Source organism: Streptomyces sp. NPDC026538, assembly GCF_055567535.1.
The window spans coordinates 414,681-441,181 of record NZ_JBVHQG010000002.1 but is presented as its reverse complement, the minus strand read 5'-3'; the positions used below and the strand labels follow the sequence as shown (position 1 = coordinate 441,181).

Genomic DNA, 26,501 nt, shown 5'->3' with positions numbered 1-26,501 from the left:
GGGCCCATTATCGGTCTCCATAGCTGAAATGCCACCACTCTGTTGGATAGTTCACAAAACCGGCGGCTGACATGACGCGGCAGAGCGTGTCGCGATGGGCCCGGGCAGCGCCGCTGATCGAGTTTGCATGGGTGTAGCAGGCGCCGTCGCTTTCCTCTGGGGAGGCGTTCATCCTCGTCCCCATGTCCACCTCCTGGCCGTCCGAGGCCGCGAGGGTCAGGTCGACGGCCGCGCCGGCGCTGTGCGGCGCGATCTCCGGTGGGGAGACGTAGCGGCTTGCGGCCTCGTGGACGCGGCTGTCGCTCCAGTCGGGGTTTCCGCGACGCAGCTCGGTCGCGTACTCCTCGAAGTACGCCCGCTGGAGCGCCGGAGGCCGGTACCCCTCGACGACGAGCAGGCGGAACTCAGTGGGAAGCAGTCGCTGGGCGTGTTCCAGGCGCTCGATGAGCCCGTGCCGCAGGTGCGCGAAGTGGCCGTCGGGGTCCTGCTTGCGTTGATCGACGAGGAACAGGCCGGACGCCCGTATGTCGATGAGTTCCTCGCCGCAGTCCTGAACAGGGATGGCGGCGACCCGAGGGTCGGACATCAGCACGATCTTCAACTACGTCTCCTTCGACAGTAAAAGATGAGCGGTGCCGCAGGCGTACGAGGGTGCTGGCGGTCAGGCCAGGCCGTCGCCCGGCATGGCCGCTGGTCCGGATGCGAAACGCGTGGAGTGCGCTGGTGAGTGGTCGATGGCCAAGTCGGGCCGCCATGCGGTGAGGATCTGGGCGCTGCACACGAACAGGCTGTCGGGGAGCTGATCGAGCGGGTGCCAAGCCCAGTCGCCGACGCTTTCGTCCGGCTGGGTGGGTGCGCTGGGGATCAGGTGTGCGTGGTGAGGTAGGCGGGGCCTTCGCCACGACGGGCCCGTTCGATGGCGTCGAGGCGAGCGAAGGCGCGCGGCGCCATCAGGCCCTGCCAGGTGGCGAGGTCGTGCACGGCCCACATGTCGTGCTCGGCGGGATCGAGTCGGATCCGACCGAGCTGCTCTGCGGTGAGCCGGCCTCCGTCGAAGATGAGCCCTACCTTGTTCAGCGGCAGGCGGGGCCCGGCGTGAAGGAAGTGCGTCAGGAGTAGCTTCGGCGTATCCAGGCCCAGTTCGAGGCCAGTCTCTTCGACCGCTTCGCGGCGAGCGGTTTGCAGCGGGTCCTCTCCTTGGGCGTCCAGGTTGCCGCCCGGGAACTGCCAGAGGCGCGAGCCGTAGACCGAGCGCAGTTGAACCGGCCGGTCGTGTTCGTCGCGGATGTACAGGCAGCCGTACACCGTATGGTGGGGGACGGTCTGCGCGTACTGCGCGGGCGTCATCGGCATCGGTCGGCCTGGCCGTGCAGGGCGGTGGTCGAATGCCAAGGCGAGGACGCCGAGGCCCTCCTTGGCTGGCGGGTAGATGCTGCGCAGGTTGGCGAGCAGTTCTCCGGGCGGCCCGTTCGGGTCGATGCGCGCAGGGTCCTCTGAACTGAGCAGATCCTCGAAGGAGGGGTACGGGGTGATCCGCTGCACGATGACGTCGAGCTCCCGGCCTGTGTCGCGGTCGTGGAAGACGACCGTGTCGCCGACGGCAACGGCGCGCTTCTGCGGGGTGGCCACCCTCACTTCGATCGTCTTGCGCCCTGCCTCTACTTGACGGTAGTACCGCGGGAGCAGGTGCATGTGGTGCTCCCGCGGTCCACCTCCTGTCGCCGGGTTCGGGACGGATGAGATCGCCTGTTGGGTGTCGTCCGGCACACGTGCCTCCGATCGATGGTCTGGCTGGTCCAGAGTTGAGAAGGGCGGTCGTTCGTGTCAGCTCAGCCGCATCCCCTTCGCAGGGACTTCGTCGATTGCGGTGGGGCGAGCGGTTGGCAGGCCCCAACGCTCTCGGGCTGTCTCAGCGGCGAGTCGGGCTTGCCGCGCTCCTGGCGGGCCCCATCCCAGAAGGGCGGCTGCCTGGGCGGGGGTTGCGAGCAGGCGTGCGAAGGGGCGGCCGGTGGCGGGGTCGACGGTCGCCGGCCCGATATCGGTGACCCGGGCGGCTAGGCGGAGCCGGGCGTTGGGGCCCACTCCGCCGTAGACCTCGCCGGTCTCGTCCAGCACCCAGCCCAGTCGCACCGGGTCGGTCAGGGTGAGCTGGGCTTCCTCGGCGGCTTCGCGGTGGAGGGTGTCCTCGGGTGTCGTGTCGGTCCTTTCCACAGTGCCGCCTGGCAGCATGGGCTGGGCGCCCCGGGGGCTTGGGTCGGCGACGAGGACGACCCGGCCGTCGGGCACGAAGCACCACGCCCAGGCTTGCTGCACGGGGAGCCGTTCAGGGACAGGGTCACGGTTGAGGGGGCTGTCCCACAGGGGCCGGTAGCGGACGTGGACGTCATGGCGGTCCAGGGGTGGGATATCGAGGATGTGCCGGCCGTCGGCGAGGTGGGCGGTGGCGGTGTTCCCGAGGCGGGCGCGGTAGGCGGCGAGCATGATCTGCCCGTCCACGGGGCGCAGCCGCTGCATCGCGTCCCGCGTTTCGAGGAAGGCGTACTCGGATAGTTCCTTGCGCGGCAGGCGGATCGCCTTCGCCTGGTCAGGGGTGAGGGTTCCGCCGTCGAAGACGTAGCGGATCTCTCCGGGGTATGGGATGCCGCGCCGGATGGCGGCGTGGTGTGACGAGAGGGAGTGGACGGCGAGCACGCTCGCCAGGGGCAGGTTCGGCAGACTCAGTTCTTCGGTGATCTCGCGTCGGCAGGCGTCGTGCGGGTGTTCGCCGGGTTCAACGACTCCTCCGGGCAACAGCCACCGGTCGTCCTCATGGTAGGTGGGGTGTACCAGCAGGACGCGGCCGACCTGGTCGGTGACGATCGCGGCGGCGCCGAGCCACACCGCGTGCCGGGAGGACACGGCGTACTGCGCTGCCGAGAGGGCAGCCCGAGGTGCAACGCGATCCGAAGGGGAAGCGGGGGAGGTCACGTGGCTCTGCCTTTCTGGACGGTGGGCGGGCGTGTCATGGCGCGGACGGGGGAGCGTGGATCAGGCGGCGCCGCCGCTCCGTCGCTGCAGCTCTCACTGGGACTGGAACAGCCTCGGTTCCTGGGTGAGTTGGTCGTAGGTGCTTTCCTGGATGATCTGTCCTTCGTCCAGGACGCCGATCCGGTTGCTGATGGCCACGTTGGTGAGTCGCGTTGGCGGCAGGGGTGTGGACTGTGCTGCCGATCGGCGTCCGCGAGCGGACGACCGGCATGCCTGGGCCGGCTTCGGCAGCCCGGCGACGGACATCAGCCGCTCGGCGTGCGGGCTGGTGATGAACCGCACGGTAGCGTGGCCGCGGACCGGGGCGGTTCTGGGGCGAGAGTGATCTTCATCCACGGAACGGCGTTCTCTCGGAAGGAATGCCCGACGGGCTCGATACCGCGTTGGTGGGGGAGGTCGAGACTGAAGCCGGTCACCATGATCATGTCTGTGGAGTCAGCGACGGAGATCAGGTGGGTGCCGCAGCGGGGGCAGAACCCGCGGCGAAGGTCTGGCCATGTCGAGTACCAGGTTGGTTCACCGCCGGGGCCTGTCCAGGCCAGCCCGTTCTTGTGGAAGCCGACCCAGAGTACGGCTGGACCGCCGGAGATCCGGGTTTCGTGAGGACATGAGCACAGATGGGGATCATCCGGGAGGCCGCTTACCTCGTATGCGATGTCACCGCACTGGCATCGGCCGGTTCGGATCTCTGGGGCCAGGAGGGTGACAGCCTGTTCGGTGGCTTCGGATCCGTCGGCTTGCTGGCTCTCGGACACCAGGCGGGGCGGTGTGTGCACCAGCACCGGGTCACCGGAAGGACTGCGTGTGGTGTTGCAGATTTCGCGCTCGGTTTGTTCGGAGGGGCGGGTCGTCTCGGCCATGGATCTCCTCGGGGAAATGGGATGCGGACGGCAGGGTCGTGGAGGCTTCTAGCAGGTGCAGGGATCGATGGGTGGGACTCGACGCCCGTGAGCCGGGGTTCCGTCGGGCTCACGTATGCCGGACATAGCAGGCCGTCCCGGTCCGGCGCGCTTCAGCGCCAGCCCCATGTCTTTCGTCCGGCCGGGTCTACGGTGAAGGCACACGGCCCGGCCACTGGAACACGAGGCGGCTGTGGGGCTTGTCCAGGACATCCCCGGCGGGTAGCTGGTCGTCGGGGGTGCTAGCCGGGTGAACGGTCAGGACAGGGTCGCTTTGCTTGCCGTCGTTCGTGCGTACGTCGCGGTCCCAGGCTCTCACCGTGGCCGCCAGCTGCTCGGCGAGCTGCGGGCCGTGCTGGCCGAAGGCGTGGACGACCCACTCCCACTCCTTTTCGGCGGAGCTGTCACCGTGCCGGGTCTGGGCGTGGATGAGGTAGGCCAGTGAGGCGTCGCCGAGGATCGCCGGCGCATCGCCGTCCTTCGCGATCTGGGTGACGCCCGTGCCTTTGTTCCGGTGGGCGGACAGACGGACGAAGCCTGGCAATGTGGTGGCCGCGTAGAGCTGCAGCGAGCCGAAGTAGAAGGCCGCCCCCATGGTGACCCCGGTGGCGACCTGGTGGCGCGGCCCGCGCAGCGCCTCTTCCAATCCCTTCGTCGAGGCGGGGGTGCCGTCTTTGAATCGGAGCTTCAGCTCGCCGTCGAGGAGGTCCACGGCCGGGATAGGGCGGGCGTGTTCGCCCTGGGCGCGGAGGAATCCGCAGTGCGTGAACTTCCGCGCGTGCAGTACCTCGCAGCGTCGCTCGAACGCGATCGCCCGGGTGTATCCGTGGATTTCGAGGGGCAGGACTAGGCGCCCGCCCTCAGCTACCTGCTCCCGCCAGGAGGGGGAGATGTCCCAGGAGTTGTAGGTGATCACGATTGCGTCGAAGCCGCCGCGCGGTACGAGGTGTGAGGGGGCGCCGAGTGCCGCATCGCCCTGGAACGCGGTGACACGGCCGCTGCCGGCCTCTGTGGTCAACCGCCGGGTGCGGAGTACGACGTAGGGGTCGATGTCGCCGGTGACCACCCTGCCCGTGGGGCCGGCCACATGGGCGATGAGCTCGGCGTTGTAGCCGCCGGATCCCGCCTCGAACACGATCGCTCCCGGCTTCAGGCACAGGCTTTGGAGCATGTCGGCCTGGAGCCAGGCAGCGGACACCGAACTGGTCGCCTTCCCCGTCTCGTCGCGGCGGGTGACGACGGCCCGGTCGCCGCCGTCGTACGCGGTCTTCAGGGCTTTCTCGGGGACGAAGCGGTGCCGGGGCACCGTGCGCAGCGCCTGCTGTACCGGTTCGGAGGGCGCCCAGCCGCCGTCGATGACCGTGTTGGTCATCTGCTGGCGCAGCCGGACAGCTTCTGCCGGTTCGCCGGGCACGGGCGGTTGGTCGATCGCGAGCGGATAGGAGTGGACCGGTGCAAGGCCAGGAATAATCCCGGGCCAGGTCGCGCCCAGGGCCTGCGCGGCTGGAGCGAACACGGGACCGAGGCAGGCCACGGCGTGCAGGTCATGCCACTCCCACCGGTCGAACAACTGCCGTTCTCGGTTGGCGAGGGTGCCGGACCATGCGGTGATACGGACGACCGCGGTGAGCCGCGGCACGCCGTGGCTGTCGTCGGCCAGCATCGTGACCACGTGCGCGTCCGAGGCCGAGGCGGTCAGGCCCGTCTCCTCGGCCAGTTCCCGAACCGCCGCCGCTTCGAAGGACTCCGCACCACTGGTCTTCCCGCCGGGAAGTTCCCACATGCCCCGGCGCGAGCGGCCGAGCAGGACCCGGCCGGCCTCGTCGGTGACGACCGCAAGGGCGCCTGTCACAGCCAGACCGGTGGGCGGTCGCTGCCGCTCCACCGCCCGGGTGCCGGTGTGGCACGGGCCGCGCAGGACCAGGACAGCGAGCTGGTCTGCCTCCAGCCACTCGACGGTCTCCCAGCCTTCGGCGAGCAGGCGGACCTCGTCCTCGTCGAGGGCGATGTCCCGTCGTTCGGCCGGGGTGTGCTCGACCACGGGGGTGATGGCCACAAGCGTGCCGCCGGGCCGCAGTCGTTCACCGAGCCCGTGCAGGACGCAGCTGCGATCGCGCAGGAAGGGGTACATCAGCCGCATGGTGACCAGGTCGTAGCCGTCCTCGTGCAGATCTGCCGGGTCGTCGCGCTCGATGTCCAGGCAGATCCAGCGCACCCGCTCGACGTCGGCGTGTTCGTCCCGGGCCCGGGCGAGAGCACTGTCGGCGAAGTCGACGGCGTCCACCGTGTAGCCGAGGGAGGAAAGGTAGGCGGCCAGGCTGCCGGTGCCGCAGCCCACATCGAGCGCCCGTCCGCCGCCATCGGGAACGGGAGCGTGCTCGGCGAGCAGGGCCCGCTCGCGCTCACCGAGTTCCCGGAACCCCTTGCCGTCGGCATAGTGCTGCTGCCACTGGTCGCGGACGACGTACGCCACGGGCGTGCTCCTCAACTGCTCTTCAGCTGGTGGGTGGTGTGGTGTGCTGTTCAAAGACGGTTCGTTGCGCGGAGCCGGGCCAGGGTGCGGCGGCCTCGCTCGACGAGTTCCGGATCGCCGTGGGCGGCGCCGTATTGGATGCCGGAGACGGCATCCAATACGGACAGGACGACCAGGTGCTCTTCTTCGGCGAGGGACAGGGGGCGGCCGTAGCCGGTCATCAGGGCCTCGTGCAGGTCCGGCCGTCCGTGCCAGGCGTCGGACAAGCGGACGAAGTCCCTGACGGCCGAACCGCCTTCGCTTCTTTCGAAGTCGATCACGTACAAGATGCCCGTCGAGTGCTCCCAACGAAGGTTCCGCCGCTGGAAGTCACCGTGCGTGGGAACCCTCTCCAGGGCCAGCAGACCAGTGGCCCCCTTTGCGGTGGCACGGATGAACGCCTCGTCCCCGGGCTCCAAGTAGGCGCGCGCGCCGTCGAGGTGCCGTTCCAGCTTCTCGAGCGGCAGAGAGTCGGGGAGGGGCGGCAGTGCCGGGGCGCTGCGGTGAATGGTTGCCGCGAGCTGCCCGATGCAGTGGAAGATCCGCCGCTCCTGGTCGGGCGGGTGGACGGCGCCGTGCAGGGAGCGGCCTGGCACCGTGGTGATGACGATGGCCCGCAGTGATTCGTCGGCGGCCACCAGACGGGGTGCCAGCGGGCCCAGACGGGGAACCCAGCTGCGGTATGCGGCCAACTCGCGCTGGTGGAAGCGGTCGTTCTGGTGGATCTTGACAAACCACACCCAATCCTCGGCATCGCGTGCCCGCCACACCTGACTGCCCTTGCGTGCCCAGGAGACATCCGTCCAGCCGGTGATCCTGCCGACCGCCCGCTCGACGAAGTCCCGCACCGCGTCCTCAGGGACCGTGCTGCTTGGACCGGCGTCGGGCACGAGGCGCAGCCGGTCGACGGCCGGGGCGTAGGCGATGGGATCGCCGGGCTCCTGGAAATGCAGGGCCATCCGGGCTCCGGCCCGGTAGGCGTCCAGCCCGGCCCGGCAGTAGGCCACCATGGGCTGCGGCAGCGCGTCGAGCGGGAACCAGCCCATGGCGTCGCACCGGTCCGGCTCCATGACGCGGGGGTTGCCGCGCCAGTGCCGGACCTCGAAGAAGAACCCGACGCGTGCGCCCCCGCCGGGGGAGCGGTGGTGCACGGTGACGGCCGCGCGGATACCAGCGGGGTCGACGATGACGCCGGTCTCCTCGCTGGTCTCCCGCACGAGCGCGGTGACGACATCCTCTCCGGGGTCGAGGTGACCAGATGGGAGATGCCACAGTCCTGTCGCGTAGACGTCGCCGGCCCGCCGGGACAGGAGCACTTCGGGGCCGGCCGCGGTATCGCGGACCGCGACCAGGTGCACGTCCAGCGGCTCGGTGTGCCGCCCCCCGCTCACCGGTCACCGCCGGGGCGGCGCGCGAGCAGCATGGTGAACACGGCGTCCTCGACGAGCCGTTCGCCTCGGGCGTGTTCCTCCAGCAGCAAGTGGGCCTCCCGCTCGAACCGTGCGTGCTGATCGCCGAAGAGCGCCGGGCGGGCGAAGCTCGTGCTGCGTAGATAACCGACCACGGCTGCGGGTGTCCACGTGCGGCGGACCGGGATCCGGTGCTCGCTGACGTCGCTGAACGCGGACTCGGCGAGGTCGTCCTCGTAGCGGCGCCCCGGCTCGGTGTACGCCCCAGCGGTGCCGGCCCGCCGCTCGGGGCCGAGGTAGGACTGGATGAGCCGCTGCAGATCTGCCGTCCACTGCGCTTGGTAGGTCCAGAGGCTGCCATCCCCCATGATCGCCACGCCGGCCCCGGGAGCGGTGACGCGGTCGGCCATCGTGAGGACCGCGGGGCGGGGCATCCAGTGAAACGCCCGCGCGCAGGTGACCAGGTCCGCTCGGTAGCCGTCGAACGGCGGCGTGAAGTCCTCGGCCCGCACGCAGTGGAAGCCAGCGGGACTGTCACCCAGGAGCGGGGCAAGGGTTTCAGTGGCCTCGCGGAGCATCCCATGGTCCGGATCCACTAGGTCCAGGCGGGCCTCATGCGCAAGAGCGGGGAGCAGCGCAGCCGCAACCTGTCCGGTCCCGGAGCCGAGATCGAGCACGACAGGCCGAGCGACACCTCTCACTGTGCCGACGAGTAGGCGGACCGCTTCGGACGGGATGCCCGGCCGGTATCGGGCGTAATCGGCCGCCGCAGAGGCGAACAGGTCCCCGGACTCTTCATCCGGGCGGCCCCTCATGCCTGCTCCAGCAGCGCGCGCAGCGCGGCGGCGTCCGCCTGGAGCTGTACTTCGTCCGGGCGGTTTGTATCTAGGGCCGTCCACGGGAGCGGCCCGCCTGGCGCCGGGTCGGCGTGGTCGGCGTAGCGGGGAACGATGTGGGTGTGGAGGTGGGGCACCACGTTGCCGAGGGTGGAGTAGTTCATCTTCACCGGCTGGTAGAACGCCGTCAGGGCCTTACCGAGCGTGAGGGTGTCGGCCCAGTACGCGGCGGCGTGGGCGTCTGAGAGGTCGGTGGGCTCGGCGACGTGCGGTGCGCCGCGGTGAATGAGTACGCAGTAGCCCCGGACCTGGCCCGAGCGCCACAGGTAGGCGTTGGCCACTTCGCCCTGGTGGAGCAGGATCCCCCAGCCGATGTCGTCGGCGGCGAAGTCGTTGTCACACATGGGGCAGCCCTGGCCGTCGCGGTGGCGGAGGAATTCCTCGGACCACCCGGCCGGTCGACTGGGGCCGTCGGCGAGCGGGTGAACGGGGTGCCGTTGCTGGGTCATGGACACCTCCCGAGCGATGGAGACGTCTGGTGGGGGACGGCGGCGAGCGGGGGCAGCGTCCAGGTGAGGGCCATCCGGCCGGGACCGGAGGCGACGCGCTGCGGGCCCCCGCCGTCCGGAATATCGACCCGGTACGTGTCCGGACGGCCCGCCCGCTCCCAAGCGTCGTGGACGTTTTCGAGTTCGGCCCACACATCACGCGGCCCGTGCACGCGGACCGTGCCGTCGCCGGGGCCGGCCACCGCCCAGGAATCCTCCTCCGGGGCGACGATGGTCATCGTGTCGGCCTGGAAATCCCTGACCAAGCCCGGTGCCAGGTACGCGGCGGCGATCCAGAGGCCGTGGGCGTCATCGTCGGGCGGCGCGAGTCGGGTTGGGCGCGGTCGGCCGGGGTCAGCCTTGACCTTGGGCCGGTGGGTCACGGCGGTGAGCCACTCGTAGCCGAGCAGGGGCCGGTGGCCGCGCGGCCTGCCCGTCAGCACCGCCTGAAGCCTGCCCTTCATCGTGCGAGTGGCGCGCATCTGACCTGGCCAGCTGGGCGTTCTGGTTACGAGCGTGGTCAGCAGCGTTCCGCCGGGGGCGAGCTGCTCCACCCAGGCCAGCGGGATGCAGGGCACGCCGATGCCGGAATGGATCCGGTCATACGGTGCCCCGGTGGCGTGTCCGTTGAGCGCGTCACCTTCGACGACCGTCGCTTCCAGCCCGAGCCGGTCCAGGTTCCGCTGGGCGAACACGCTCATATGCGGATCGCGTTCGACCCCGGTGGCACGGCCAGGGCCCGTGATGGCAGCGGCGAGCGCCAGGGAGATTCCCGGACCCGACCCAAGGTCCAGGAACCGCTGCCCGCAGTCCAGTTGGAGGCATTGCAACACCTCGACGGTGGCAGGGGCGTAAGTGCTCATGGAGGTCATGTGGCCGCCGGTCACCGGTCCTCGGCGAAGGGCGTCCAGCGGCTCGCCGTCACGCTGGAGCAAGACGGAGTCGCCACTGTGGACGAGGTCGAGCCACTCCGCCTGGTCGTCGGGGTGCGAGCCGTCGAGGAGCCGCCAGTCGATCGGATCCGCGCCTGGGCCGCTGACCCGGACGTATGCGTGGGGGAGAAGGACTTCCCGCCGCACACGCAGGAGGGCATCGCGCAGCCGCGGGTCGGTCAGCACGCCGTCGGCGACGAGGCGGTCGACCATCGCGGTTCTGGCGGCGGCCGTTGCGTCGAGCAGGTCAGCGGACATCCTTGGACGGTGTGCTGTACTCGATGTAGAACCCTCTCCTTGTTTCTGACCGGTTGGGCCTACGGCCGTTCTTGCAGTGCTTGCACCGGAAGGTGCGGGTGTATCCGGGATCTCTGCGCGGTGTTTGCAAGAGGAGTCCGGCTGTTGGGCGGCTTCAGGACCAGGCCGGTGCGTGTCCATCTCCGAGGCGCTCACTTCCGCCGCTCCCAACCGATCTCGGTATACAGCCGGCCAGCACGAATACCCTCGATGGCCGCTCGGGTGTAGGGAACGGTCGGCTCCGGCAGGCCGTCGACAGGCCACCAGGCCCAACGGAGGCACTTGTCCGGCTCCAGCACGCGGGGCTCGCCCTCCCACCGGCTGGGCCGGAAGAACAGCTGAACGCGCGGGACGGCGTCCTCGTGGTCGAGGAGGTGCACCGTATGCACGAGGATGAGGTCCTCCTCGGCGACGACCAGCTTCGCCTCCTCCATCGCCTCCCGTGCCACGCAGGTCCGCGCCGGTTCTCGTTCCACATGGCCAGCGAGCAGGTGCCACTGGCCGCCCGCGAATGCCGAAGCCGGGTGCCGCTGCCCGAGCAGCACCATCCCGTCCCGCTCCAGGTACAAGTGGCCGCCGACCATGTTCAGTTCCGCGCTCACGCCGTACCACCTCCGCCCACCGCGGGATTGCGCTGTGCGTCGTCAGCGGGGGCGGCGCCGGGTGAAGGTGAGGGGACGGGTGGTTGCATGAGTGGATCTCCTGGATGGGAGGGGACGGGCTGGGCTCCGGGCATCTGGCGGAGGCCGCGTAGTGGGGAGCGGTAGAGAACCACGAGGGGGACGAGGAGCAGGCAGGTGCCGACGACCAGGGTGGTCCGTACGCCGATCTGTGTCCCGAGGCCGCCCGCGACCAGGGCGGCCACCGGCCGGGCGCCTGAGGTGAGCCAGGTACTGACGGCCTGCATGCGGGCCTGCATGTCATCGGCGGTGACGACCTGACGAATGGAGCGCTGGGTGGTTCCCGCCGCCGCGGTGCAGGCCAGCTGGAGAAACAGGGCGGCGCCGATGCCGATCTGCCAGGCCAGGGCTGGGGAAGCGAGCAGCAGCGGGATCTGGGTGAGCGGGGTGAGCGCGAGCGCGACGAGCATCATCGGCCCGGGCCCGTACCGTCGCGCGAGGGCCGGGGCGGCAAGCGCTCCTGCCGCCGCGCCGAGGGCTCCCAGCCCCAGGACCACGCCGAAGGCGGTCGGGCTCATCGAAAGGGACTTGAGCAGGTACAGGGCCCACAGGGTGTTGAGGAGTGCCAGGGCGGCCGAGGTAGTCGCGTTGACCAGGGTCAGTGTGCGCAGCCGGTGGTCACGGCGTACGTACCGCAGGCCCTCACCGATCTCGGTGTGCAGACGGTGGCTTCCTGCTCGCGCCCGGGTGGTTTCGCGTGTCTGGATGCGGGCGGTGCACCAGGCGCTGACGAGGTAGGAGCCGACGTCGCCGAGCAGTGCCCGGGCCGGTCCGAGGAGCGCGGTCAGGGTGGCGCCGAGGTTGCTGCCGGCGGTGGCGGCGACGGCGAACAGGGCTCCGATACGGCTGTTGCTCCGTTGGATCAGGGACCGGTCGACCAAGCTGGGCAGGAGACTGATCGCGGCGGCATCATGCAGCACCCCTGCCGCACCCTGCACCGCAGCGACCACCATGAGCTGGGTCAGGGACAGCCTGTCCAGCGCCGCCGCTGCGGGCACGCTGGCCAGCGCGGCGGCGCTGACCAGATCTCCGGTGATCATCTGCTTACGTTTGGAGCGCCGGTCGGCCAGCGCTCCGGCGTGCAATGCCAGTAGCGCGGGCGGGAGTTGGCCCATGAACGTGATCCAGGCGACCTGGGCAGGGCTGGCATCCAGGTGAAGAACGGCCAGCACGGGCAGGGCCATCGAGCTGATCGAGCTGCCGGCCACACTGGCGGCCTGGCCGGTCAGGTACCGACGGAAGTCTTGGTGCCGCCACAGCGACGTCCGCCCAGCCGACGAGACGGGGTCACACGAGGAGGACATGACCTACTCCCTCGGCTTCCGTCGGGCGCACGCCTGGTACGACCGTGGCTGCGTGATCGTGTTGCTCGGGCATCCTGGGCACCGCAGTATCCACGGCCGGGTCGCTGGCGCCGCGGAGCAGAAACCCCTTCCGCCGCAGAAGGGGAGCGTCACATGGATGGGGGCCGTTCAGCACATCGGCATCCGGACGGGTCAGCATGGCGGTGTGCTGTGTGCTCACGGCGGCGGACAGGTCTGTGAGCATGATGCTCTTCCGCGGGCGTGTGCTCATGCGGATGCCTGCCGCTGTGCGTCATCGTCCCGGGCATCCGAGGAGACCTGGCACGACAGCAGCTGTCGGAACAGACCCGGTTGCTCGGCCAGCTCTTCGTAGGTGCCCTCCTGCACGACCCTGCCCTCGTCGAGAACGAGGATTCGGTCGGCTACGGCGACGCTGGTGATGCGGTGGGTCACCAGCAGTACCACCCGGTCCCGGGCAAGTCCCCGTAGCCGCCGGAAAATCCCGTACTCGGCAAGCGGATCGAGGTTCGCGGTCGGCTCGTCAAGGACCAAAAGCCCCGCCTGGCGGAAGAAGGCCCGTCCGAGAGCGATGCGCTGCCACTGGCCCCCGCTCAGTTCCTCCCCATTGAGCCACTCGCGGGCGAGGAGAGTGTCCAGGCCGGCGCCGAGCTTGTCGACGACCTCGTCGGCGCCGGCGGCCTCACACGCCTCGCGTACCGCCGCGTCGCCACGTGCCGTGGGCTGCCCGAGGGTGATGTTCTCCCGCACCGTCAACGGCCAACGCGCGTAGGTCTGGGGTACCAGGGCCACTTGCTTCCACAGCGCCTGCGGCTCGGCGTCGCCGGTGGGAACGCCGTCCCACAGCACCTGCCCCTCGGTGGGCAGGTACAGGCCACTGATCAATTTCGACAGCGTCGACTTACCCGAGCCGTTGAAGCCGACAAGGGCGGTGACCTCGCCCTGGCGCAGGGTGAGCGTCACGTCGGACAGAGCATCTTGGTTCTTGCCCGCGTACCGGTGCGTGACCGACTTGACCTCGATCTTCTTCGGCGGCCCCGGGCGATGCGCACCCCGGCGCATGCGGAACCCTCCGGCCTTGTCCAGGAAGCCGCTCCAGTCGTCCATGTACAGGCCCGTGCGCACGGCGCGCGCCCCTACCGAGACCAGACCGCGGACCGACTGGCCCACCGTCTGCAGGGCGAAAACAGCCGTCCCGGCGTGCCCGACGCTGATGCGGCCGGTGGCCAGCAGCCACACGACCGCTGCCCATACGACCGCCGAACCCACGCCGCCGCACAGCGCGCCGATCAGGGACATGCGGGCCCCCTTGTCGGCGGCGGCGCGGTCCTCGCGGTTGATCCGGGCGACCGTCTGCCGGTACCGGCCGGAGAGGAAACCGGCCATGGTGCCAGCACGGATCTGGTCGGCAGCCTCCTTGGTGTAGATGTGCCAGCGCAGGATCGACAGCATCCGCAGATCGCCGTTGCTGCGCAGATTCGCCAGGTATCGCACACGTGCGGCGCTGACCTGTGCCAGGGCCTGCGGCAGGCTGGCCGCGACCAGAAGGGGGAGAAGGACCCAGTGCACGCCGGCCAGCACGATCGCTCCGGCGACGAAGGAGGCCGACGAGGCGATCAGGTCCTGCCCCTCGTCGATCAGGTTCCCGGTGACCTGCGCCCCGCGGTCGGCGGCTTCGCGGTCGTGGTTGAAGTCGGGCTCGTCATAGGCGCACAGCTCCACCTCGGCGCAGCCGGTGAGGAGCATCTGCTCGGCCTCGCGCGACATCAGTGGGCCCAACCGGGAAGACAGCCAGGAGACGGTGATCCCCAAAAGGGCGCGTACGCCGGCGGTGCCGGCCAGCAGGGCCACGGACGGCCACGCCTGAAGGAGCCGCTGGTAGACGTCTCCGCTGGTCAGCAGGGCGGTCAGGGTGCCGCTGATGGCGACCAGGCCAAGGGCTTGCATCACGCCGGTGACGGCCTGGCACAGCAGGAGACCGATGGTCGCTCGGCGGTCGACCCGCCACGCGAGAGCCAGTGACCGGCGTACCAACTGCGGCAGCCGCCGGGCCATATCGCGCATCCTGATCGAACGGCCGGCCGCTTCACGGCTGCCCGTCAGATCGACATACCGCATCTGCGGCTCCGTGGCAGCCGTTTCCGATTCCGATGGCTCATCTGACTCGGCTGTAGAGGACGCGTCGGGCCCGGTCGTCGGTCCGGGAGGCAACGAAGAGGGGGTGGACTCCAGCGGGGCGGTGCGCGGCCCCGGGATGTTGTCGGGTGATGCATCGGTGGGCTCACTCATGCTGCCCACCTCGTATCCGGTCGTGCTGCGCGCTGGGCGGCGGCGTCAACTTGCCGCCCGGATCGTGCGGAGCATGGGACAGCCGGCATAGGTCGTTCGAATGCGGCGATGGGATTCGCAGGGACGGGCACAGGGTTCACGGAGTCCTCCAGATGGACGCACGAGGGGTACTGGTGCTCTAACAACGGCCCCCCGGACGGGTCTGTCACGGGCAGATCCGGGGCAGATAGTGGACGAATGTTCTATTGGGTGTCCGGGGTCAAGCGGGCCTTGTCGTGGGTCGCGCCTGTGTGGCTCGAACAGCTGGGATCACCCTTTCGAGGTATTGCGGGGGATCCCGTCGGGCGCGGTGCGGGCATGGCAACGAGGAGCAGCGGCGGCGGTGGCGTCCGCTGCTCTCGACCTGGGGGGCGGGTCAGGTTCCGGTCTGCTCCAGGGCCCCGTTCCATGCGGTGAGGGCGTCGGGGCCGGAACGCAGGAGCGGGGCGACGGGATTGGTCAGGTACTCGTGCTCGACGAGGTAGAGGCCGGCGGTGGCGGCGTAGCCGGGGAATAGTTCGTTGAGGCGGGTCATCACCGTCTCCGGCGCGGCGTCGTCAGCGTCGAGGAGGCGGCGCGCAAGGATCTTGCGGTTCCACACGTCGATGCCGAAGACGGCAGGGTCGCGGGAAGCGTGCGAGGCAATTACCGCGGCGGTGTAGGGGCCCACTCCTTGGATTTCCTGGACGGCCTCCATCAGGTTTCCGGCGGCCTTGAGGTCCTCGGTGCTGTGGTCGCGGAAGTAGGCCGCGTAGTGCGGAAGGCTTTTGGCGCGAAACCCCAGACGGTCCCGTTCCTTCAGCGTCTCCGGCGGGATGTGGGCGATCTCGTCTGGGGTGAACCAGGCCCGCAGCGTAATCCCGTCGAAGTGGACGAGACGGCCGTAGTGGACCAGCAGGTTGCGGGTCATCTGGGCGGTGCGGCGGATGGTGACGTTCTGCAGCAGCAGGGCGATCACGGCGACCTCGAAGTGGTCCTCCGGGCACGACTGCCGCATCCCGCCCAGGGCTGCGAGTGCCTCGCGCATTGCGGGCACTCGGGACGCGAGTTCCGCGAACGCCGCCTGGTCTTCGTCCAACCCGTATGAAGAGATGAGCCGGCGCGTCAGCTCCTCGCGGTCGGCGGGCTTGAAGTCGCCGTCGGTGTAGATGTCGGCGATCACGGTGCGGTCCTCGGCATGCAGCCGGACTCCGACCACGAGGTCGCCGACTCGGAAGGTACGCCAGCTGCAGGACTCGGTGTGGGCTTCCAGACCGGTGGCGTAGTGGGACGGCTTCCAGAAGGTATGCAGGGCGTTGAACGGACCGTCGCCGGTTACGGACAGTTCGAGGGTGTCGGCGTGGTCGAGGGTGCGGGGGTTCACGTCATGCTCCTGGGTGGCGGCCGTGGGTCGCAGGGGGCCGCCGAACAGCTCGTGTTCGGCGTCGGAGACCTGCGGATCGGCCATCGTGACCGGGCCGAAGAATCTCTTCACCGGGCGCCTCCCGCAGGCCAGTTGATGGCCCGATAGGACGGGCCGTGGGTGAGCATGTGGAAGATGGTGGCGGTGTAGGGGTGACAGTCCGGCGACGGTCGTTCCATCGGCACCCAGAAGAGCCCTTCGTGCTTGTGTGGCTCGGCGTTGTACGGCTCACCCGTCCACGACTGCGCCACGAACACGGCGGTGATCCGGTCCAGGCCACCGTCGGAGTCATGGTGGTGAATTAGCCCGCAGAACTCCTGATGCTCAGCAGTGATAAGGACCCCCACCTCCTCCATGGCCTCGCGTCGCGCAGCATGGTCGAGTGGTTCACCGACTTCCAGGTGGCCGCCCACGACAGTGAGCTGTCCCGGTGCGAGGGCGGCGTCCAGCGCGCGGCGTACGCACAGGGCGGCGCCGTTCGTACGGAGCAGGACCTGTGCCACGTCGGCGATCAGCTGGTGAGGCGAGTCGCTCACGGGCGGCCCTCCTGTACCAGGCGTTCTACGGTGTGCCGACCATTGGTCACGAGGGCACCGCCGTGCCGAAAGCTATAGGTGAGGACGGAGGACGGGAGAGGTGTGGGTTGTGTCATGCCAGGTACCTCGTATCCGGTCGTGACCCGTCGGCGAGCAGAGCTGCGCGACTGGAGGTGAGGCGAAGGCTGGCGCCCGAGGAGGTAGCGGCATTTTCGAACGCAGGATGAACAAGTCCAGGACGGCGTACGGGATGCATGGGGACTCCTCGGGGCGAGATGCGGACAGGTGATCGGGTAACGGCGGTCCTGCTGTAGCCGTAACGGGTGGAGGGGGGCGAAATCTAGAACATGATTTCGAATACCGGGCTCTCTCCTTGTGCGGTCGGGTGGGGCGGGCTGTGATGCAGTGTTCGATCACTCATGTGGGTTGCGGTACCTCCTGCGGGGGATTGCCGGGGGGCGCTTGGTCAGTCATCGCGTGGCGAGGTCCGGGCGGAGGGCGACGGCGTCGCGAAGGAAGCTGCGCTTGGAGTAGAAGGTGTGCTCGGCGGCCCAACCGTGACTGGCGAGGTACTCGCAGAGCCAGCTGTCGATCCGCTTCATCTCGATGAGGATCTCGTCCTGGTCGTGGTCGAGGATGCTGCGTGAGCGGAGGTACTCCAGCTCGCACTGGGAGAGCACCACGTCGGGGGCCGCCAGGAGGGCGCAGCGGTCGAGGAAGATGCCGTAGACGTGTCCGGTGCGCAGCGACTCGCACTGGATGTCGTAGCGGACGCGTTGGAAGGGCGGCATGGCCCGGACCTGGAGGTTCAGGTCTTGGCGCAGGAACGTCTCGAAGCGGTCGGGGGTGATGTCGAGGCCAGGGGTGAGTTCCTCGCGGCGGGCGAAGGCGTCCTTGGTGAACCACTTTCGCTTGAGTACGTGCCCGGCGGTGACGGTGGGGATGAAGGAGGCGTAGCCGATCTCGGGCTCGGGACCGGTGACGTCGAACAGATGGTTCTCGGTGTGGTGGATCTGGAACTCTTCCCGGTACTCCGGACGGCAGCCTTCCAGCTTGCCGTCGCGCAGTGCCTTGAGCAGTTCCATGGACGCGGACCAGATGTCCGGTGCCGGGTCGAGGGTGTACTTGATCTCCAGCTCAGTGCCGGAGAAGTGCTTGCGGAAGTACCGCAGATGGTTGTTGAGCGCCGTACTCGACTCTGCGTGCGCCGTCAGCACGGGGTCGAACCAGCGCAGTTCCTCGACCGGGCCGTGGCCGACTGGTTCCCGGGTGGTGCGGACGAAGCAGGCGTCCTCGGGGTGGAAGTGGATCTGAGCGTACGCGTGGTAGCCGCCGCCGGGGTGTTCGGCCAGGTAGCACAGCGGCACCAGGCCGGGGGCGGCCTCGGTACCGACCAGGCCGCGCAGGGCGGGGCCAGCGATGGCGTCGGGGAACAGTTCGCCGCCGTCGATCCTGGCCGCCCCGAGCCGGCTGCCGCCGGGCTGCAGCGCTTCGGCCGGGCAGGGCCCCAGCGCGTTCCAGCGGACGATCACGGTGGTGGCCGGCCGGCATACCTCCTGCGGTGGCACCCGTACGAGCACGATCGGCTCGTCTGGTCGCCGTGGCGCGGTGCGGTTGAGGAGGTGGACGCCGCCGAGGACGACCCAGGCTCCCCGGTCCGAGGGCTGCTCATCGGGCACGCTGGTCTCCTTCGTGTGAAGCGGGTGCCACGGGTGATCGCCCTGCAGCCCGAAGGGGCCACCGGGTCGGCCGGACATCCCCGGATGGCTGCCTGCTCGTCGCTGCGACGTCCGGCCGGTTTGTCGGCCTAGGGTGGGGCGGGTGAGTCATGGTGAAGTCGGTCAGGTGATCTTGGACGAGGCTGTTGCGGATGCCCGCCTCGCCGCATGGGAGTTCGACGGTGCACGGGCCTGGTTGGAGGAAGCCCGCCGGCATCCGATGGAGCCGCTGGCGGCCGAGGTGTGGGTCACCGACCCTGCTTTCGAGCACGTCCTGCTGGTCAAGCACCGCGTGCGCGGATGGGTGCCGCCGGGCGGCAAGGTGGAGCCGGGCGAGGCGCCGCGTGCGGCGGCGGCACGAGAGCTGCTGGAGGAGACCGGCCTGCGCACCGAGTTGCTGCCCGAGCCCGCGGCCGTGGCGGTGCGTTCCTACCGGGCCGACTGGTCTCCGACGCTGGGCCTGTCCTACGCCGCGATCGTGGGACGCGACGTGCCGCTCGCCGGGGAGCAGAACCAGCCGGCGGCATGGTTCCGTCTGGACACAGGCTGGGACAGTGTCTTCCCCGAGGACCGCGAGCGGATCTGTGCGCACGCTCGCCGTCTGGCAGCCGGCTGGGCGGTCGGCTCCCGCTGAGGTAGGTCCCTGGCCGCCGTTCACAGGAGGGCCTCGATCCGGTCGAGGTCGGCCAAGGGCATGGTGACGAGCTCAAGGTCGTGCAGGAAGCGGCACCACACTGGTTCCAGGCCGGGTTCGCGCTCGAACTCCTCACGGTCCAGGCATCCGTTGGCGTGCGCGGCGGTCCGCAGCGTGTGCTGCTGCAGCTGGGCAGGGTGGATCCACCGAGGGGCGAGGACCTCCCGGGGCGAGGGGCACAGCGACCCGGAAACCTCGGCCTGGAAGATCCACCAGTGGTGGCCGACCGGACCGCTGGGCGTGCGGTGGCAGTGGTTGGGCCGCCACTGGTCCAGCAGCAGGTGCAGGTGGGTGACGGTGAGACCGACCTCTTCGGTGACTTCGTCGCGCGCGGCCTGCTCGGGGCCGCCATGCTCGTCGACGTGGCCGGCGACCGGGGCGATTCCGGCCGGAGGAATCGCCCGCTCGAACACCAGCAGGCCGCTCGGGGAGGAGATCAGTACCCCGACGCTTGCGTGGTCACAGAGGGGGGCCCCGCCGCCGGGAGCCGGGGCGGCCGGGGTCATGCGGTGGCCTCCGGCCGTTGGGCGACGACGACGAGCCAGCTCGTCACGGCCGGGGCATCGGGGGTGGTCATGGCGTAGGCGGTGTCGAGGATCTGCATCCGCTGGGCGTGGGTGAAGTCGCCCTCGGGCCGCGCGAAGACGGGGATGGACAGCCACGCCTTCTTCTCGGCCATGGTGCTGTGCTGGGCGGTGACCTCAGTGCCGACGACCGTCAGTCCGGCTGAAGTCAGCTGCTCGGTGACTGTTTTCAGCGGCAGCTTCGGCGACATGTCCGCGTCGCGCGGCGGTGGGATGTATCCGTGGATCTCAGCGGCGACTTGGCGGATGAGGGCGTTCAGGGTAGGCCCGGTGCGGGGGGACAGTTCGTCGGGGTGCCGGACGCCGGCGAAGCCGCCGCCGATGTTGAAAACGAAGCGCCCGCCTGGGCGCAGGATGTGGGCGACGGCTGCGAACACTGCGGCGGTGTCGGTCTTCCAGATCGCGGAGTTGCACACTACGGCGTCGGCGCTGCTGGCGTGCAGGTGGTCGGCGAGCCGTTCGGCCGGGGAGGTGATCCAGGTCAGGCGGGCGTCGGTCAGGGTGCGGCGACCGACACGCTGCATCGCGGCGGCGTTGTCGACGGAGACGACCCGAGCGCGGGCCGGGATCAGGTCGAGGATCGCGCGGGCGGTCGCGCCGGCGCCGCCGCACAGGTCGACCACCAGGCTGGCGTCGGCCAGATGGCCTCGGCGGGCAAGGTCGCGGCTGGTCGCGTCGTACATGGGGTGGGCGCGGGTGAAGGCGTCGTACGCCTCGGCGTTGCTGTCCTCGTCCCAGCCGAGGATGGCGTCCTGGGGTGCCATGTCGCTGTGGCCTCCCTTCTCAGAGCGGCCCTGCAGTGCAGGCCGGGCGTTCGGACAGGGTCAAAAGAGCGCGGACTGTACGGCGGCGGGCGGTGAGGAGAACTGTGCGCCGAGGACGATGCGTCGGCCCTTGAGGGTGCCGAGGTCGAGCAGGTAGGGCAGTTGTTCACCGTCGCCGTCGAGGGTGGCGAGGACCTGGGAGCCGAGGCAGGAGAGCACAGTCAGCCCGTGCTCACCGGAGCGTGGGTCGTGCGGGTACAAGGCGCGCCCGGTCTTCGGCGTCCGTAGCAGGTCGCCTTCGCCGGCCGGCGTCCACGGCTCCGGTGTGGCCGGGACGTTCAGGCCGCTCAGGGCCGCGGTGGCGCGGTCGAGGTGCTGCTGGTGGGCGGCGCCGGCCGGGGCGAGGTCGCGCAGCTCGGCCAGGGCCGTCAGCTTGGCCGCGGCTCGCACGGTCTGCGTCAGGCCGAGGTGGCGGGTGAGGGCATCCTCCAGGAACCGCACGGCGCGGCCGTCAGCAGTCCGGGCGAGGTAGGTAGCGATCAGGGCACCCTGTTCGTCGAGGCGGGAGCGCTTACGGGGTTCGGCCGCGGTGCCGATCTTGGTGGTGCCGTCGGCGAACGTCGCCAGGTACAGCCAGTGCGGCTGGGCCATGTACGCCGCCAGGGCGTCGGGCACGTGCCCGACGGAGTGGAACCGGTGGGCGAAGCGGAAGTCGTCCCGCCCGGCGCAGGCCGCGCACTGTCCGCCGGCCTCGGCCGGGGCCCGGTCAGGGCAGGCCACCGCCTCGACGCGGACGCGGTCGGCGAACCGGTACCGGCCGGTGCACCACCGGCCGGTACCGCTCACCTGGTAACCCAGGCGCCTGCCGGCGACCGGTGCGTAGACGAGTGGTCCGCCGGTCACGGGGGCGAGCAGAAGACGGGGGTCTCCGCTCGCCCAGGTGATGCCGTGGCAGACGTATGTCCCGCTGGCGGGCAGGGCCTGGTCCATGGTGCGTTCCTTGTCGATCGGGATCGGGGCTGGGTCAGACGGTCAGGTGCAGACGGTCGGCCAGGGCAGCGGAGGCGGCCTTGAAGACCTGGTCGCGGTCCAACTGGGCCACGTCCAGCGTCAGCCAGGCGCCGCGCTCCGCCTGTTCGCGCATCTGCTCCAGGACGGTGTCCTGGTAGCGGATGAAGTCCTCGTCACCGCCGCCGGCGTGGCCGGCCTCCAGGGAAGTGAAAGAGCCCTTGCGGACGAGAGCCTCGCGGGCCCCGATGTTCAGGAAGAACACCAGGTCCGGCTTTGTCAGATGCGCGAAGACCTGCTCGCACAGGCGGGGAGAGACCTCGGGGTTGACCGCATAGCGGGCGAGAATCTTGTGGTGCGCGTTGTCGAGGATCACGTGGGTGCCCGAGGCGAGGGTCGGCTGGATGACGAGCCGGTCCTGCAGGGTGTACCAGGAGGCCAGGGCAAGCAGCCAGTAGTGGTCGCCGCATGCCTGGGCGACGCCGGCGTCGCGCCGGTAGACCAGCTCGTTGAGGCGGTCGAGGTAGCCGGACAGCTCCGGGTCCTGGGGGACGTCGGTGCTGTGCTTGCCGATGAGGACTGCCGTGTGGCCGGCGTCGTTGAGGGCCTGGTGCAGGCGGGCGGCGAGGGTGGACTTGCCGGCCCCGTCACCGCCGACGAAGGTGATCAGCTTCCCGGCTGCGGTGGTGGCCGGCGTGTTCGCCGTCATCGGGATTCTCCCAGGGGGTGGGTCGGGCTGGCGGTCAGGCGGCCGGTGATGATGGTGCGGATGCGGTCCACCAGGACGGCGCGCTGGCGCAGGACGTCGCTGTGACGCTCATTGGACAGGTCGGCGGGATAGTGGGTGGCGAGGTTGTTGGAAATGACGTGGAGGTAACCGAATCTGATCCCCGCCTGGCGCGCCGCCGCCCCCATAGGGCCGATCTCCGGGTCGACGAAGGCGTACGAGGCGGTGTGCTGGGCCAGCCAGTCGCGGTTCTCCAGCAGGATCGACGGGGAGGACACGTGCAGGCCGTTGCGCACCCCGTCGTGGGCGGCGGCGTAGTCGCCGAAGAAGTCGTCCCAGCTCACCATCGCCCCGCGTACCAGGCTGGTGTTGCCGGTCGCCAGCCAGGCGTTCGGTTCGACGCCGGGGGTCAGCGAGCCGACCTTGCCGACGTAGACGACATCGCCTGCGCCGAGTTCAGCAAGGCGCGCGACGACCCGTCCGGCCACGTCTCCCCATATGCTGTGGAGGAAGCCGAGGTAGACCACGCGACGGCCGGCGACTTCGGTGCGCTGCCACGCGTAGCCGGGTCCGCGGGTCCACACTCCGTTCTCGGGAGCAAGGTACTGAAGGCCCCAGCCGACGATCACCAGGTCGCCGTCCAGTTCCAGGTCGAGCGCGTCGAGCGCCGTTCGGCACTCCTCCTGCTCGGGCGGCTGATAGGTGACGGTGCCGACGGGGCGGCCGGTCATGGCCAGATACGTGGCGATGATCAGGGCGTAGTGCTGGACGTAGTCGGCTCCGGGGAAAGCCTTGACGATGAGGTCACGGCCGTGGATCTCTGCGGTGGGCCGTTCGATGTTGAACAGCTTCCCGGTCTTCTCGTACCGGGAGACCACCGCCGTGCGGTCGTAGCCGCCGATGACGCGGATGCTGTCCCAGTCCTGGTCCTGGATGAGGTGGTGGACCTTGATCTCCAGGTAGCGCAGCAGCCTCGCGTGGGTCATGGTGTGCCCGGCCGGCTCGATCGGGGCGGCGCGCAGGAGTCCGGGGGTCCGGTCGGCGAGTAAGGGCGTCATCGGTGCTCCTCGGCGATCGTCACGGTGCTGCCGGCCGCCGCGCGAACGACGGAGATGTTCTTCCGGATGAGGTCGAACCGGTCTTCGGCGATCGGGCCGAGCTTCTCGATGCGGGGCGTGGAGGGCTTCTCGTACGGCCCTTCGGGCAGCAGGGCGACGCCCATCGCGCCGAGGATGACCGGGGCTGCGCCGTCCACGGAGGAGATCCACTCGTGCTCGCGCTGCTCGATCAGCTCCAGGTGCCCGGTCCGGCCCAGACCGAGCAGCCGGTAGATGAGCAGATCGTCGACCAGGCCGCGATCCTGCAGGTAGGCGGTCGCCAACCAGCGGGTGCGGCACAGCTGCTCGTCGGGATCCGGTCGACGCGAGGCCGGCAGGGCGATGGCCCCGGCCCAGCCGCTGGTCACGAAGGCGTCGTAGGTGCGCAGCCACTCGTCGTCGTCCGCGGCGTGCAGGACCGCGCACAGCCGGAATGCGTCGCCGGACAGCTTCCGGATCTCTCGCGCGGCCTTCTCGCTCGCCTTCAAGGTCGCGGCCCCGTCCCGCATGACGTCCGGCAGGATGATTTCCCTCGCGGACACCGCCAGCGCGGCTTCGACGAGGCTTTCTGCCGGCAGGGCGTAGCCGAGGTCGAAGAGCCCGTTGTCGACGATGATCTCGGCGCCGCGCTCGGCCTCGCGAGCGAAGAAGGCCCGGTAGCTCTCGTCGGACAGCACGTGCTGGGCGGCCACGTGGTGGACGCGGGCCGGCTCCTGGGCGACGAAGTTCTTCAGGTAGGCAGGCGGAGCGATGACGGAGAAGTCGATGCCCGCTGTGGCGATCACGACGCCCCCCACAGGCCGGTGGTGAGGGTGAGGAACTGCTGGGAAAGGACGGGGTCGGTGCCGAAGCGCCCACCCGAGTGCACCGTGGTGGTGCGAGCCTCCTCCATCCGTACGCCCCGCATGCTCATGCACAGGTGCACGCCGCGCACGACGACGGCGACGTCCTCGTGTCCGATCACGCCGTTGAGGTATTCGGCGACCTGGCGGGTGAAGCGTTCCTGGACCTGCAGTCGGCCGGCGAAGTGCTGGGCGATCCGTCCGAACTTCGACAGGCCCACCACCTCGCCATCCGGCACGTATCCAGCAGTGACCTGCAAGTTCATGGGCAGCATGTGGTGCTCGCAGAGCGACCACACGCTCATGCCGCCCACGATGACCAGCTGACCACCCAGCTGGGACTCGGTGAAGCAGGTGGCCGTTTCGGCGCCGTCCGGGGACAGGAAGGCTTTCCACCAGGCCGCGACGCGGTCCGGGGTGCCGGTCAGCCCCTCGCGGGCGGGGTCCTCGCCCAGCTCGACCAAGAGCTGGTGGATCAGGGCGGCGACCCGGCCGGTGTCGATGACCGCAGCGGGCCCTGCGACGGCAGCCGTCGGCGCCGCCGCAGGGCTGGCGATAGAGGTCGTCATGGGCGTCTCTCGTTTCTGGGGACTGGGGAACGGATAGGGCGTGGAGTCGCGTGCGGTCAGCGGCCTCGGGCGTCCGCGAAGGCCAACACGTGAAGGCGGGTGGTGAAGTGCCAGTGCCGGGCCGCGACCCCGTCCGCGAGGACCCGGGTAGTCGCGGTGATCACCTCGGGGGTGGTGCCCTCCGGCATCACCCACACCGGCGCGAGCCGGTGGGCGTCGGCCAGCTCGGCGATCCGGTCGAGGTCGTCCACCGTGGAAGCGACGAACTTGAACGCCGCCCGCCCGGAGGCCACAAACGCCTCCAGGGCGGCTGGCACGATGCTCTTGGTCTCCTTCACGCCGAAGCTGGCAAGCTTGGGCGAGACGTTGAACCGGACCCCGTCGGCCACCAGCTCGGGAGTGGGCGCGATGGTGCCGTTCGTCTCGAACTCGATCCGCTTGCCGGCTGCTATCAGTCCCCGGACGAGAGGCACCAGTCGCGCCTGCTGGATCAACGGCTCGCCGCCGGTGATCACGACCAGCTCGACCGGTGAAGACGAGGCCCAGGCCACCAGGCCCGCGACGGATTGCCTCGTCGACTCCTCGTGCGGGTCGAACCGAGACCAGTCCCAGGTGTACTTCGTGTCGCATCGCGTGCAAGTGAGGTTGCACCGGGACAGGCGGATGAACAGGGCCGGGTGTCCGCAGCTTGGGCCCTCGCCCTGAAACGTCGGCACCTCGGTACCGAAGCACTCCGCGACGATCAGGAATTCGCCTTCGGCAGCTTCCGGTTCGAGGTTGAGCGGCTTGGTTGTGGTCATTGGCCCACCACATCGAAGCGGGCCCAGCTGCTTGCGGTCTCGCGGACCAGGACGGCGACAAGGCGGCCGGGGATCTCCGACTGGAGGTTCTGAACGAACCAGCCGGCCAGGAACTGGGCCAGGCGCTCCGAGGTGGGCTCGAAGGGCAGGATCTCGTGCAGGTTGCGGTGGTCGAGCTCGGTGTCCAGGAACGACTTGAACGGGGCGAGCGCACCGAAGTCCGTGACAAAGCCGGGATCCTCCAGCGCGGATGCAGTGAGGATGACCTCAACCTCGTAGCTGTGCCCGTGCTGGCGGGAGCACTTGTGCTCATGCGGCAGCCGGGGAAGCCGATGGCCAGCCTCGAAGCCGAACTTCTTACCGATGGTGAAATTGCCGGGCGGTAGTGGAACAGCAGTGAAGCCCATTCGATTTCTCCGAGAGGTGAGGGTGCGGCTGATTCGGGCGGGGTGGGGCAGCCGCCTCTTCAGGCGGCTACGGGCTGTGCCCCCAGGTGGTTCTTCGCGGCCTTGTCCAGCACCTTGGTGAAGTGCTCGGCGCGCTCGTCGCCCTCGGCCTCCTGAGCGCGGAGGCCCCCGAAACGGGCCCAGTACCGCCGACAGACGTCCCTCTCCATCAGCTTCGAGGCGTAGAACGGCAGACACCCGTCCCGGACGAAGCCGAGGCGGTCGCGCAAGCTGAGCATGCAGATGAGCTGGTTGGCCTTCAGCAGATGCATGTACCCCTCGACGTCCAGGTCCTCGGGCGTCCAGAGCTTGGCGAGGTCCGGGTTGGCGGACATCTGCGTCAGCCAGTCGAGTTGGTTGCGCGCGACGGTCGCCTCATTTCGTTCGGCCTGGTGCCGCGCGTCCTGCCTCAACCGGGCGGCTCCGACCACGACGGTGGCGAGGGAAACCGCGGCGCCGGCAGCGAGGACGGCGGTGGTGAGCTTCATGCTTTAACGGTCCTTTCACGCAAAGTGATCTGGGGC

The 26,501-nt window shown here is 69.5% G+C and carries 26 protein-coding genes; 1 reads left to right on the top strand and 25 read right to left on the bottom strand.

All coding sequences use genetic code 11. From position 1 onward, the window contains the following. Positions 1-7: 7 nt before the first annotated feature. The 15 genes from ACZ4N4_RS08880 to ACZ4N4_RS08810 all read right to left on the bottom strand — a co-directional run bounded on the left by ACZ4N4_RS08880 (position 8) and on the right by ACZ4N4_RS08810 (position 18,407). On the bottom strand, positions 8-586 hold the full coding sequence (locus ACZ4N4_RS08880) for a M15 family metallopeptidase (RefSeq protein WP_467587651.1): 579 nt from the start codon (positions 584-586) through the stop codon (positions 8-10). A 278-nt stretch (positions 587-864) separates the two neighbouring features. Further along, on the bottom strand, positions 865-1,692 hold the full coding sequence (locus tag ACZ4N4_RS08875; RefSeq protein ID WP_365889059.1) for an NUDIX domain-containing protein: 828 nt from the start codon (positions 1,690-1,692) through the stop codon (positions 865-867). Positions 1,693-1,824: 132 nt separating this feature from the next. Next, the gene (locus tag ACZ4N4_RS08870) at positions 1,825-2,898 is read right to left on the bottom strand and encodes an NUDIX hydrolase (RefSeq protein ID WP_467586068.1); all 1,074 of its coding nucleotides are present in this window, start codon (positions 2,896-2,898) and stop codon (positions 1,825-1,827) included. Positions 2,899-3,272: 374 nt separating this feature from the next. Further along, entirely contained in the window at positions 3,273-3,887 is a 615-nt protein-coding gene (locus tag ACZ4N4_RS08865; protein WP_453602725.1) for a GFA family protein, read from the bottom strand. Positions 3,888-4,074: 187 nt separating this feature from the next. Next, on the bottom strand, positions 4,075-6,399 hold the full coding sequence (gene fxlM / locus ACZ4N4_RS08860; protein ID WP_467586066.1) for a methyltransferase, FxLD system: 2,325 nt from the start codon (positions 6,397-6,399) through the stop codon (positions 4,075-4,077). A 50-nt stretch (positions 6,400-6,449) separates the two neighbouring features. Next, positions 6,450-7,829, bottom strand: a complete 1,380-nt coding sequence (locus ACZ4N4_RS08855; RefSeq protein ID WP_467586063.1) for an NUDIX domain-containing protein — start codon at positions 7,827-7,829, stop codon at positions 6,450-6,452. Beyond that, positions 7,826-8,662 (bottom strand): class I SAM-dependent methyltransferase, encoded by an 837-nt coding sequence (locus ACZ4N4_RS08850; protein ID WP_467586060.1) that lies wholly within the window; start codon positions 8,660-8,662, stop codon positions 7,826-7,828. Before ACZ4N4_RS08850 ends, ACZ4N4_RS08855 begins: the two co-directional genes overlap by 4 nt. Beyond that, positions 8,659-9,192: an HIT family protein gene (locus tag ACZ4N4_RS08845; RefSeq protein WP_467586058.1), complete on the bottom strand. Its 534-nt coding sequence runs from the start codon at positions 9,190-9,192 to the stop codon at positions 8,659-8,661. The genes ACZ4N4_RS08850 and ACZ4N4_RS08845 overlap by 4 nt, the downstream gene beginning before the upstream one ends. Continuing rightward, entirely contained in the window at positions 9,189-10,421 is a 1,233-nt protein-coding gene (locus tag ACZ4N4_RS08840; RefSeq protein WP_467586055.1) for a methyltransferase domain-containing protein, read from the bottom strand. The genes ACZ4N4_RS08845 and ACZ4N4_RS08840 overlap by 4 nt, the downstream gene beginning before the upstream one ends. Positions 10,422-10,612: 191 nt before the next feature. After that, on the bottom strand, positions 10,613-11,062 hold the full coding sequence (locus tag ACZ4N4_RS08835; protein ID WP_467586052.1) for an NUDIX hydrolase: 450 nt from the start codon (positions 11,060-11,062) through the stop codon (positions 10,613-10,615). Then, positions 11,059-12,444, bottom strand: a complete 1,386-nt coding sequence (locus ACZ4N4_RS08830; RefSeq protein WP_467586049.1) for an MFS transporter — start codon at positions 12,442-12,444, stop codon at positions 11,059-11,061. Before ACZ4N4_RS08830 ends, ACZ4N4_RS08835 begins: the two co-directional genes overlap by 4 nt. Before the next feature lie 267 nt (positions 12,445-12,711). Next, entirely contained in the window at positions 12,712-14,580 is a 1,869-nt protein-coding gene (locus ACZ4N4_RS08825; protein ID WP_467586046.1) for an ABC transporter ATP-binding protein, read from the bottom strand. A 586-nt stretch (positions 14,581-15,166) separates the two neighbouring features. Continuing rightward, positions 15,167-16,264 (bottom strand): DNA-3-methyladenine glycosylase family protein, encoded by a 1,098-nt coding sequence (locus ACZ4N4_RS08820; RefSeq protein WP_467586043.1) that lies wholly within the window; start codon positions 16,262-16,264, stop codon positions 15,167-15,169. Beyond that, complete coding sequence (locus ACZ4N4_RS08815; RefSeq protein WP_382104162.1) at positions 16,261-16,728, bottom strand: NUDIX domain-containing protein; 468 nt, start codon at positions 16,726-16,728, stop codon at positions 16,261-16,263. The genes ACZ4N4_RS08820 and ACZ4N4_RS08815 overlap by 4 nt, the downstream gene beginning before the upstream one ends. 470 nt (positions 16,729-17,198) lie before the next feature. After that, complete coding sequence (locus ACZ4N4_RS08810) at positions 17,199-18,407, bottom strand: hypothetical protein (RefSeq protein ID WP_467586040.1); 1,209 nt, start codon at positions 18,405-18,407, stop codon at positions 17,199-17,201. Between the two features lie 142 nt (positions 18,408-18,549). Between ACZ4N4_RS08810 and ACZ4N4_RS08805 the strand changes: the two genes are divergently transcribed. After that, complete coding sequence (locus ACZ4N4_RS08805; protein ID WP_352224300.1) at positions 18,550-19,080, top strand: NUDIX domain-containing protein; 531 nt, start codon at positions 18,550-18,552, stop codon at positions 19,078-19,080. Positions 19,081-19,100: 20 nt separating this feature from the next. On the opposite strand, the gene ACZ4N4_RS08800 is transcribed toward ACZ4N4_RS08805, so the two are convergent. Genes ACZ4N4_RS08800 through ACZ4N4_RS08755 form a run of 10 tightly spaced genes read right to left on the bottom strand, consistent with a single transcriptional unit; the run spans position 19,101 to position 26,465 of the window. After that, the gene (locus ACZ4N4_RS08800) at positions 19,101-19,646 is read right to left on the bottom strand and encodes an NUDIX domain-containing protein (RefSeq protein ID WP_467586036.1); all 546 of its coding nucleotides are present in this window, start codon (positions 19,644-19,646) and stop codon (positions 19,101-19,103) included. Next, positions 19,643-20,488: a class I SAM-dependent methyltransferase gene (locus tag ACZ4N4_RS08795; protein ID WP_362490991.1), complete on the bottom strand. Its 846-nt coding sequence runs from the start codon at positions 20,486-20,488 to the stop codon at positions 19,643-19,645. The genes ACZ4N4_RS08800 and ACZ4N4_RS08795 overlap by 4 nt, the downstream gene beginning before the upstream one ends. 60 nt (positions 20,489-20,548) lie before the next feature. Beyond that, a complete protein-coding gene (locus ACZ4N4_RS08790) occupies positions 20,549-21,478 on the bottom strand; it encodes a DUF2797 domain-containing protein (RefSeq protein WP_467586033.1) in 930 nt (309 codons plus the stop codon). Positions 21,479-21,512: 34 nt separating this feature from the next. Next, complete coding sequence (locus ACZ4N4_RS08785; RefSeq protein WP_467586031.1) at positions 21,513-22,205, bottom strand: dTMP kinase; 693 nt, start codon at positions 22,203-22,205, stop codon at positions 21,513-21,515. After that, positions 22,202-23,281, bottom strand: coding sequence for a hypothetical protein (locus ACZ4N4_RS08780; protein ID WP_467586028.1), 1,080 nt, complete (start codon positions 23,279-23,281; stop codon positions 22,202-22,204). Before ACZ4N4_RS08780 ends, ACZ4N4_RS08785 begins: the two co-directional genes overlap by 4 nt. Continuing rightward, positions 23,278-24,105 (bottom strand): hypothetical protein, encoded by an 828-nt coding sequence (locus tag ACZ4N4_RS08775; RefSeq protein ID WP_467586025.1) that lies wholly within the window; start codon positions 24,103-24,105, stop codon positions 23,278-23,280. The genes ACZ4N4_RS08780 and ACZ4N4_RS08775 overlap by 4 nt, the downstream gene beginning before the upstream one ends. Next, positions 24,102-24,731: a GTP cyclohydrolase I gene (gene folE / locus ACZ4N4_RS08770; protein WP_467586022.1), complete on the bottom strand. Its 630-nt coding sequence runs from the start codon at positions 24,729-24,731 to the stop codon at positions 24,102-24,104. The genes ACZ4N4_RS08775 and folE overlap by 4 nt, the downstream gene beginning before the upstream one ends. A gap of 56 nt (positions 24,732-24,787) precedes the next feature. Further along, positions 24,788-25,531: a 7-carboxy-7-deazaguanine synthase QueE gene (locus tag ACZ4N4_RS08765; RefSeq protein ID WP_467586019.1), complete on the bottom strand. Its 744-nt coding sequence runs from the start codon at positions 25,529-25,531 to the stop codon at positions 24,788-24,790. Further along, complete coding sequence (locus ACZ4N4_RS08760; RefSeq protein WP_467586016.1) at positions 25,528-25,938, bottom strand: 6-pyruvoyl trahydropterin synthase family protein; 411 nt, start codon at positions 25,936-25,938, stop codon at positions 25,528-25,530. The genes ACZ4N4_RS08765 and ACZ4N4_RS08760 overlap by 4 nt, the downstream gene beginning before the upstream one ends. Before the next feature lie 59 nt (positions 25,939-25,997). Beyond that, complete coding sequence (locus ACZ4N4_RS08755) at positions 25,998-26,465, bottom strand: DUF6082 family protein (protein WP_467586013.1); 468 nt, start codon at positions 26,463-26,465, stop codon at positions 25,998-26,000. Between the last annotated feature and the right edge of the window lie 36 nt (positions 26,466-26,501).

Excerpts from the sequence above, each read along its gene's own strand:
- ACZ4N4_RS08880 (WP_467587651.1), bottom strand. The coding sequence starts at position 586 with ATGTCCGACCCTCGGGTCGCCGCCATCCCTGTTCAGGACTGCGGCGAG.
- ACZ4N4_RS08875 (WP_365889059.1), bottom strand. The coding sequence starts at position 1,692 with ATGCACCTGCTCCCGCGGTACTACCGTCAAGTAGAGGCAGGGCGCAAG.
- ACZ4N4_RS08865 (WP_453602725.1), bottom strand. The coding sequence starts at position 3,887 with ATGGCCGAGACGACCCGCCCCTCCGAACAAACCGAGCGCGAAATCTGC.
- ACZ4N4_RS08850 (WP_467586060.1), bottom strand. The coding sequence starts at position 8,662 with ATGAGGGGCCGCCCGGATGAAGAGTCCGGGGACCTGTTCGCCTCTGCG.
- ACZ4N4_RS08845 (WP_467586058.1), bottom strand. The coding sequence starts at position 9,192 with ATGACCCAGCAACGGCACCCCGTTCACCCGCTCGCCGACGGCCCCAGT.
- ACZ4N4_RS08840 (WP_467586055.1), bottom strand. The coding sequence starts at position 10,421 with ATGTCCGCTGACCTGCTCGACGCAACGGCCGCCGCCAGAACCGCGATG.
- ACZ4N4_RS08830 (WP_467586049.1), bottom strand. The coding sequence starts at position 12,444 with ATGTCCTCCTCGTGTGACCCCGTCTCGTCGGCTGGGCGGACGTCGCTG.
- ACZ4N4_RS08825 (WP_467586046.1), bottom strand. The coding sequence starts at position 14,580 with ATGCGGTATGTCGATCTGACGGGCAGCCGTGAAGCGGCCGGCCGTTCG.
- ACZ4N4_RS08800 (WP_467586036.1), bottom strand. The coding sequence starts at position 19,646 with ATGACCCCGGCCGCCCCGGCTCCCGGCGGCGGGGCCCCCCTCTGTGAC.
- ACZ4N4_RS08795 (WP_362490991.1), bottom strand. The coding sequence starts at position 20,488 with ATGGCACCCCAGGACGCCATCCTCGGCTGGGACGAGGACAGCAACGCC.
- ACZ4N4_RS08790 (WP_467586033.1), bottom strand. The coding sequence starts at position 21,478 with ATGGACCAGGCCCTGCCCGCCAGCGGGACATACGTCTGCCACGGCATC.
- ACZ4N4_RS08785 (WP_467586031.1), bottom strand. The coding sequence starts at position 22,205 with ATGACGGCGAACACGCCGGCCACCACCGCAGCCGGGAAGCTGATCACC.
- ACZ4N4_RS08780 (WP_467586028.1), bottom strand. The coding sequence starts at position 23,281 with ATGACGCCCTTACTCGCCGACCGGACCCCCGGACTCCTGCGCGCCGCC.
- folE (WP_467586022.1), bottom strand. The coding sequence starts at position 24,731 with ATGACGACCTCTATCGCCAGCCCTGCGGCGGCGCCGACGGCTGCCGTC.
- ACZ4N4_RS08765 (WP_467586019.1), bottom strand. The coding sequence starts at position 25,531 with ATGACCACAACCAAGCCGCTCAACCTCGAACCGGAAGCTGCCGAAGGC.
- ACZ4N4_RS08760 (WP_467586016.1), bottom strand. The coding sequence starts at position 25,938 with ATGGGCTTCACTGCTGTTCCACTACCGCCCGGCAATTTCACCATCGGT.
- ACZ4N4_RS08755 (WP_467586013.1), bottom strand. The coding sequence starts at position 26,465 with ATGAAGCTCACCACCGCCGTCCTCGCTGCCGGCGCCGCGGTTTCCCTC.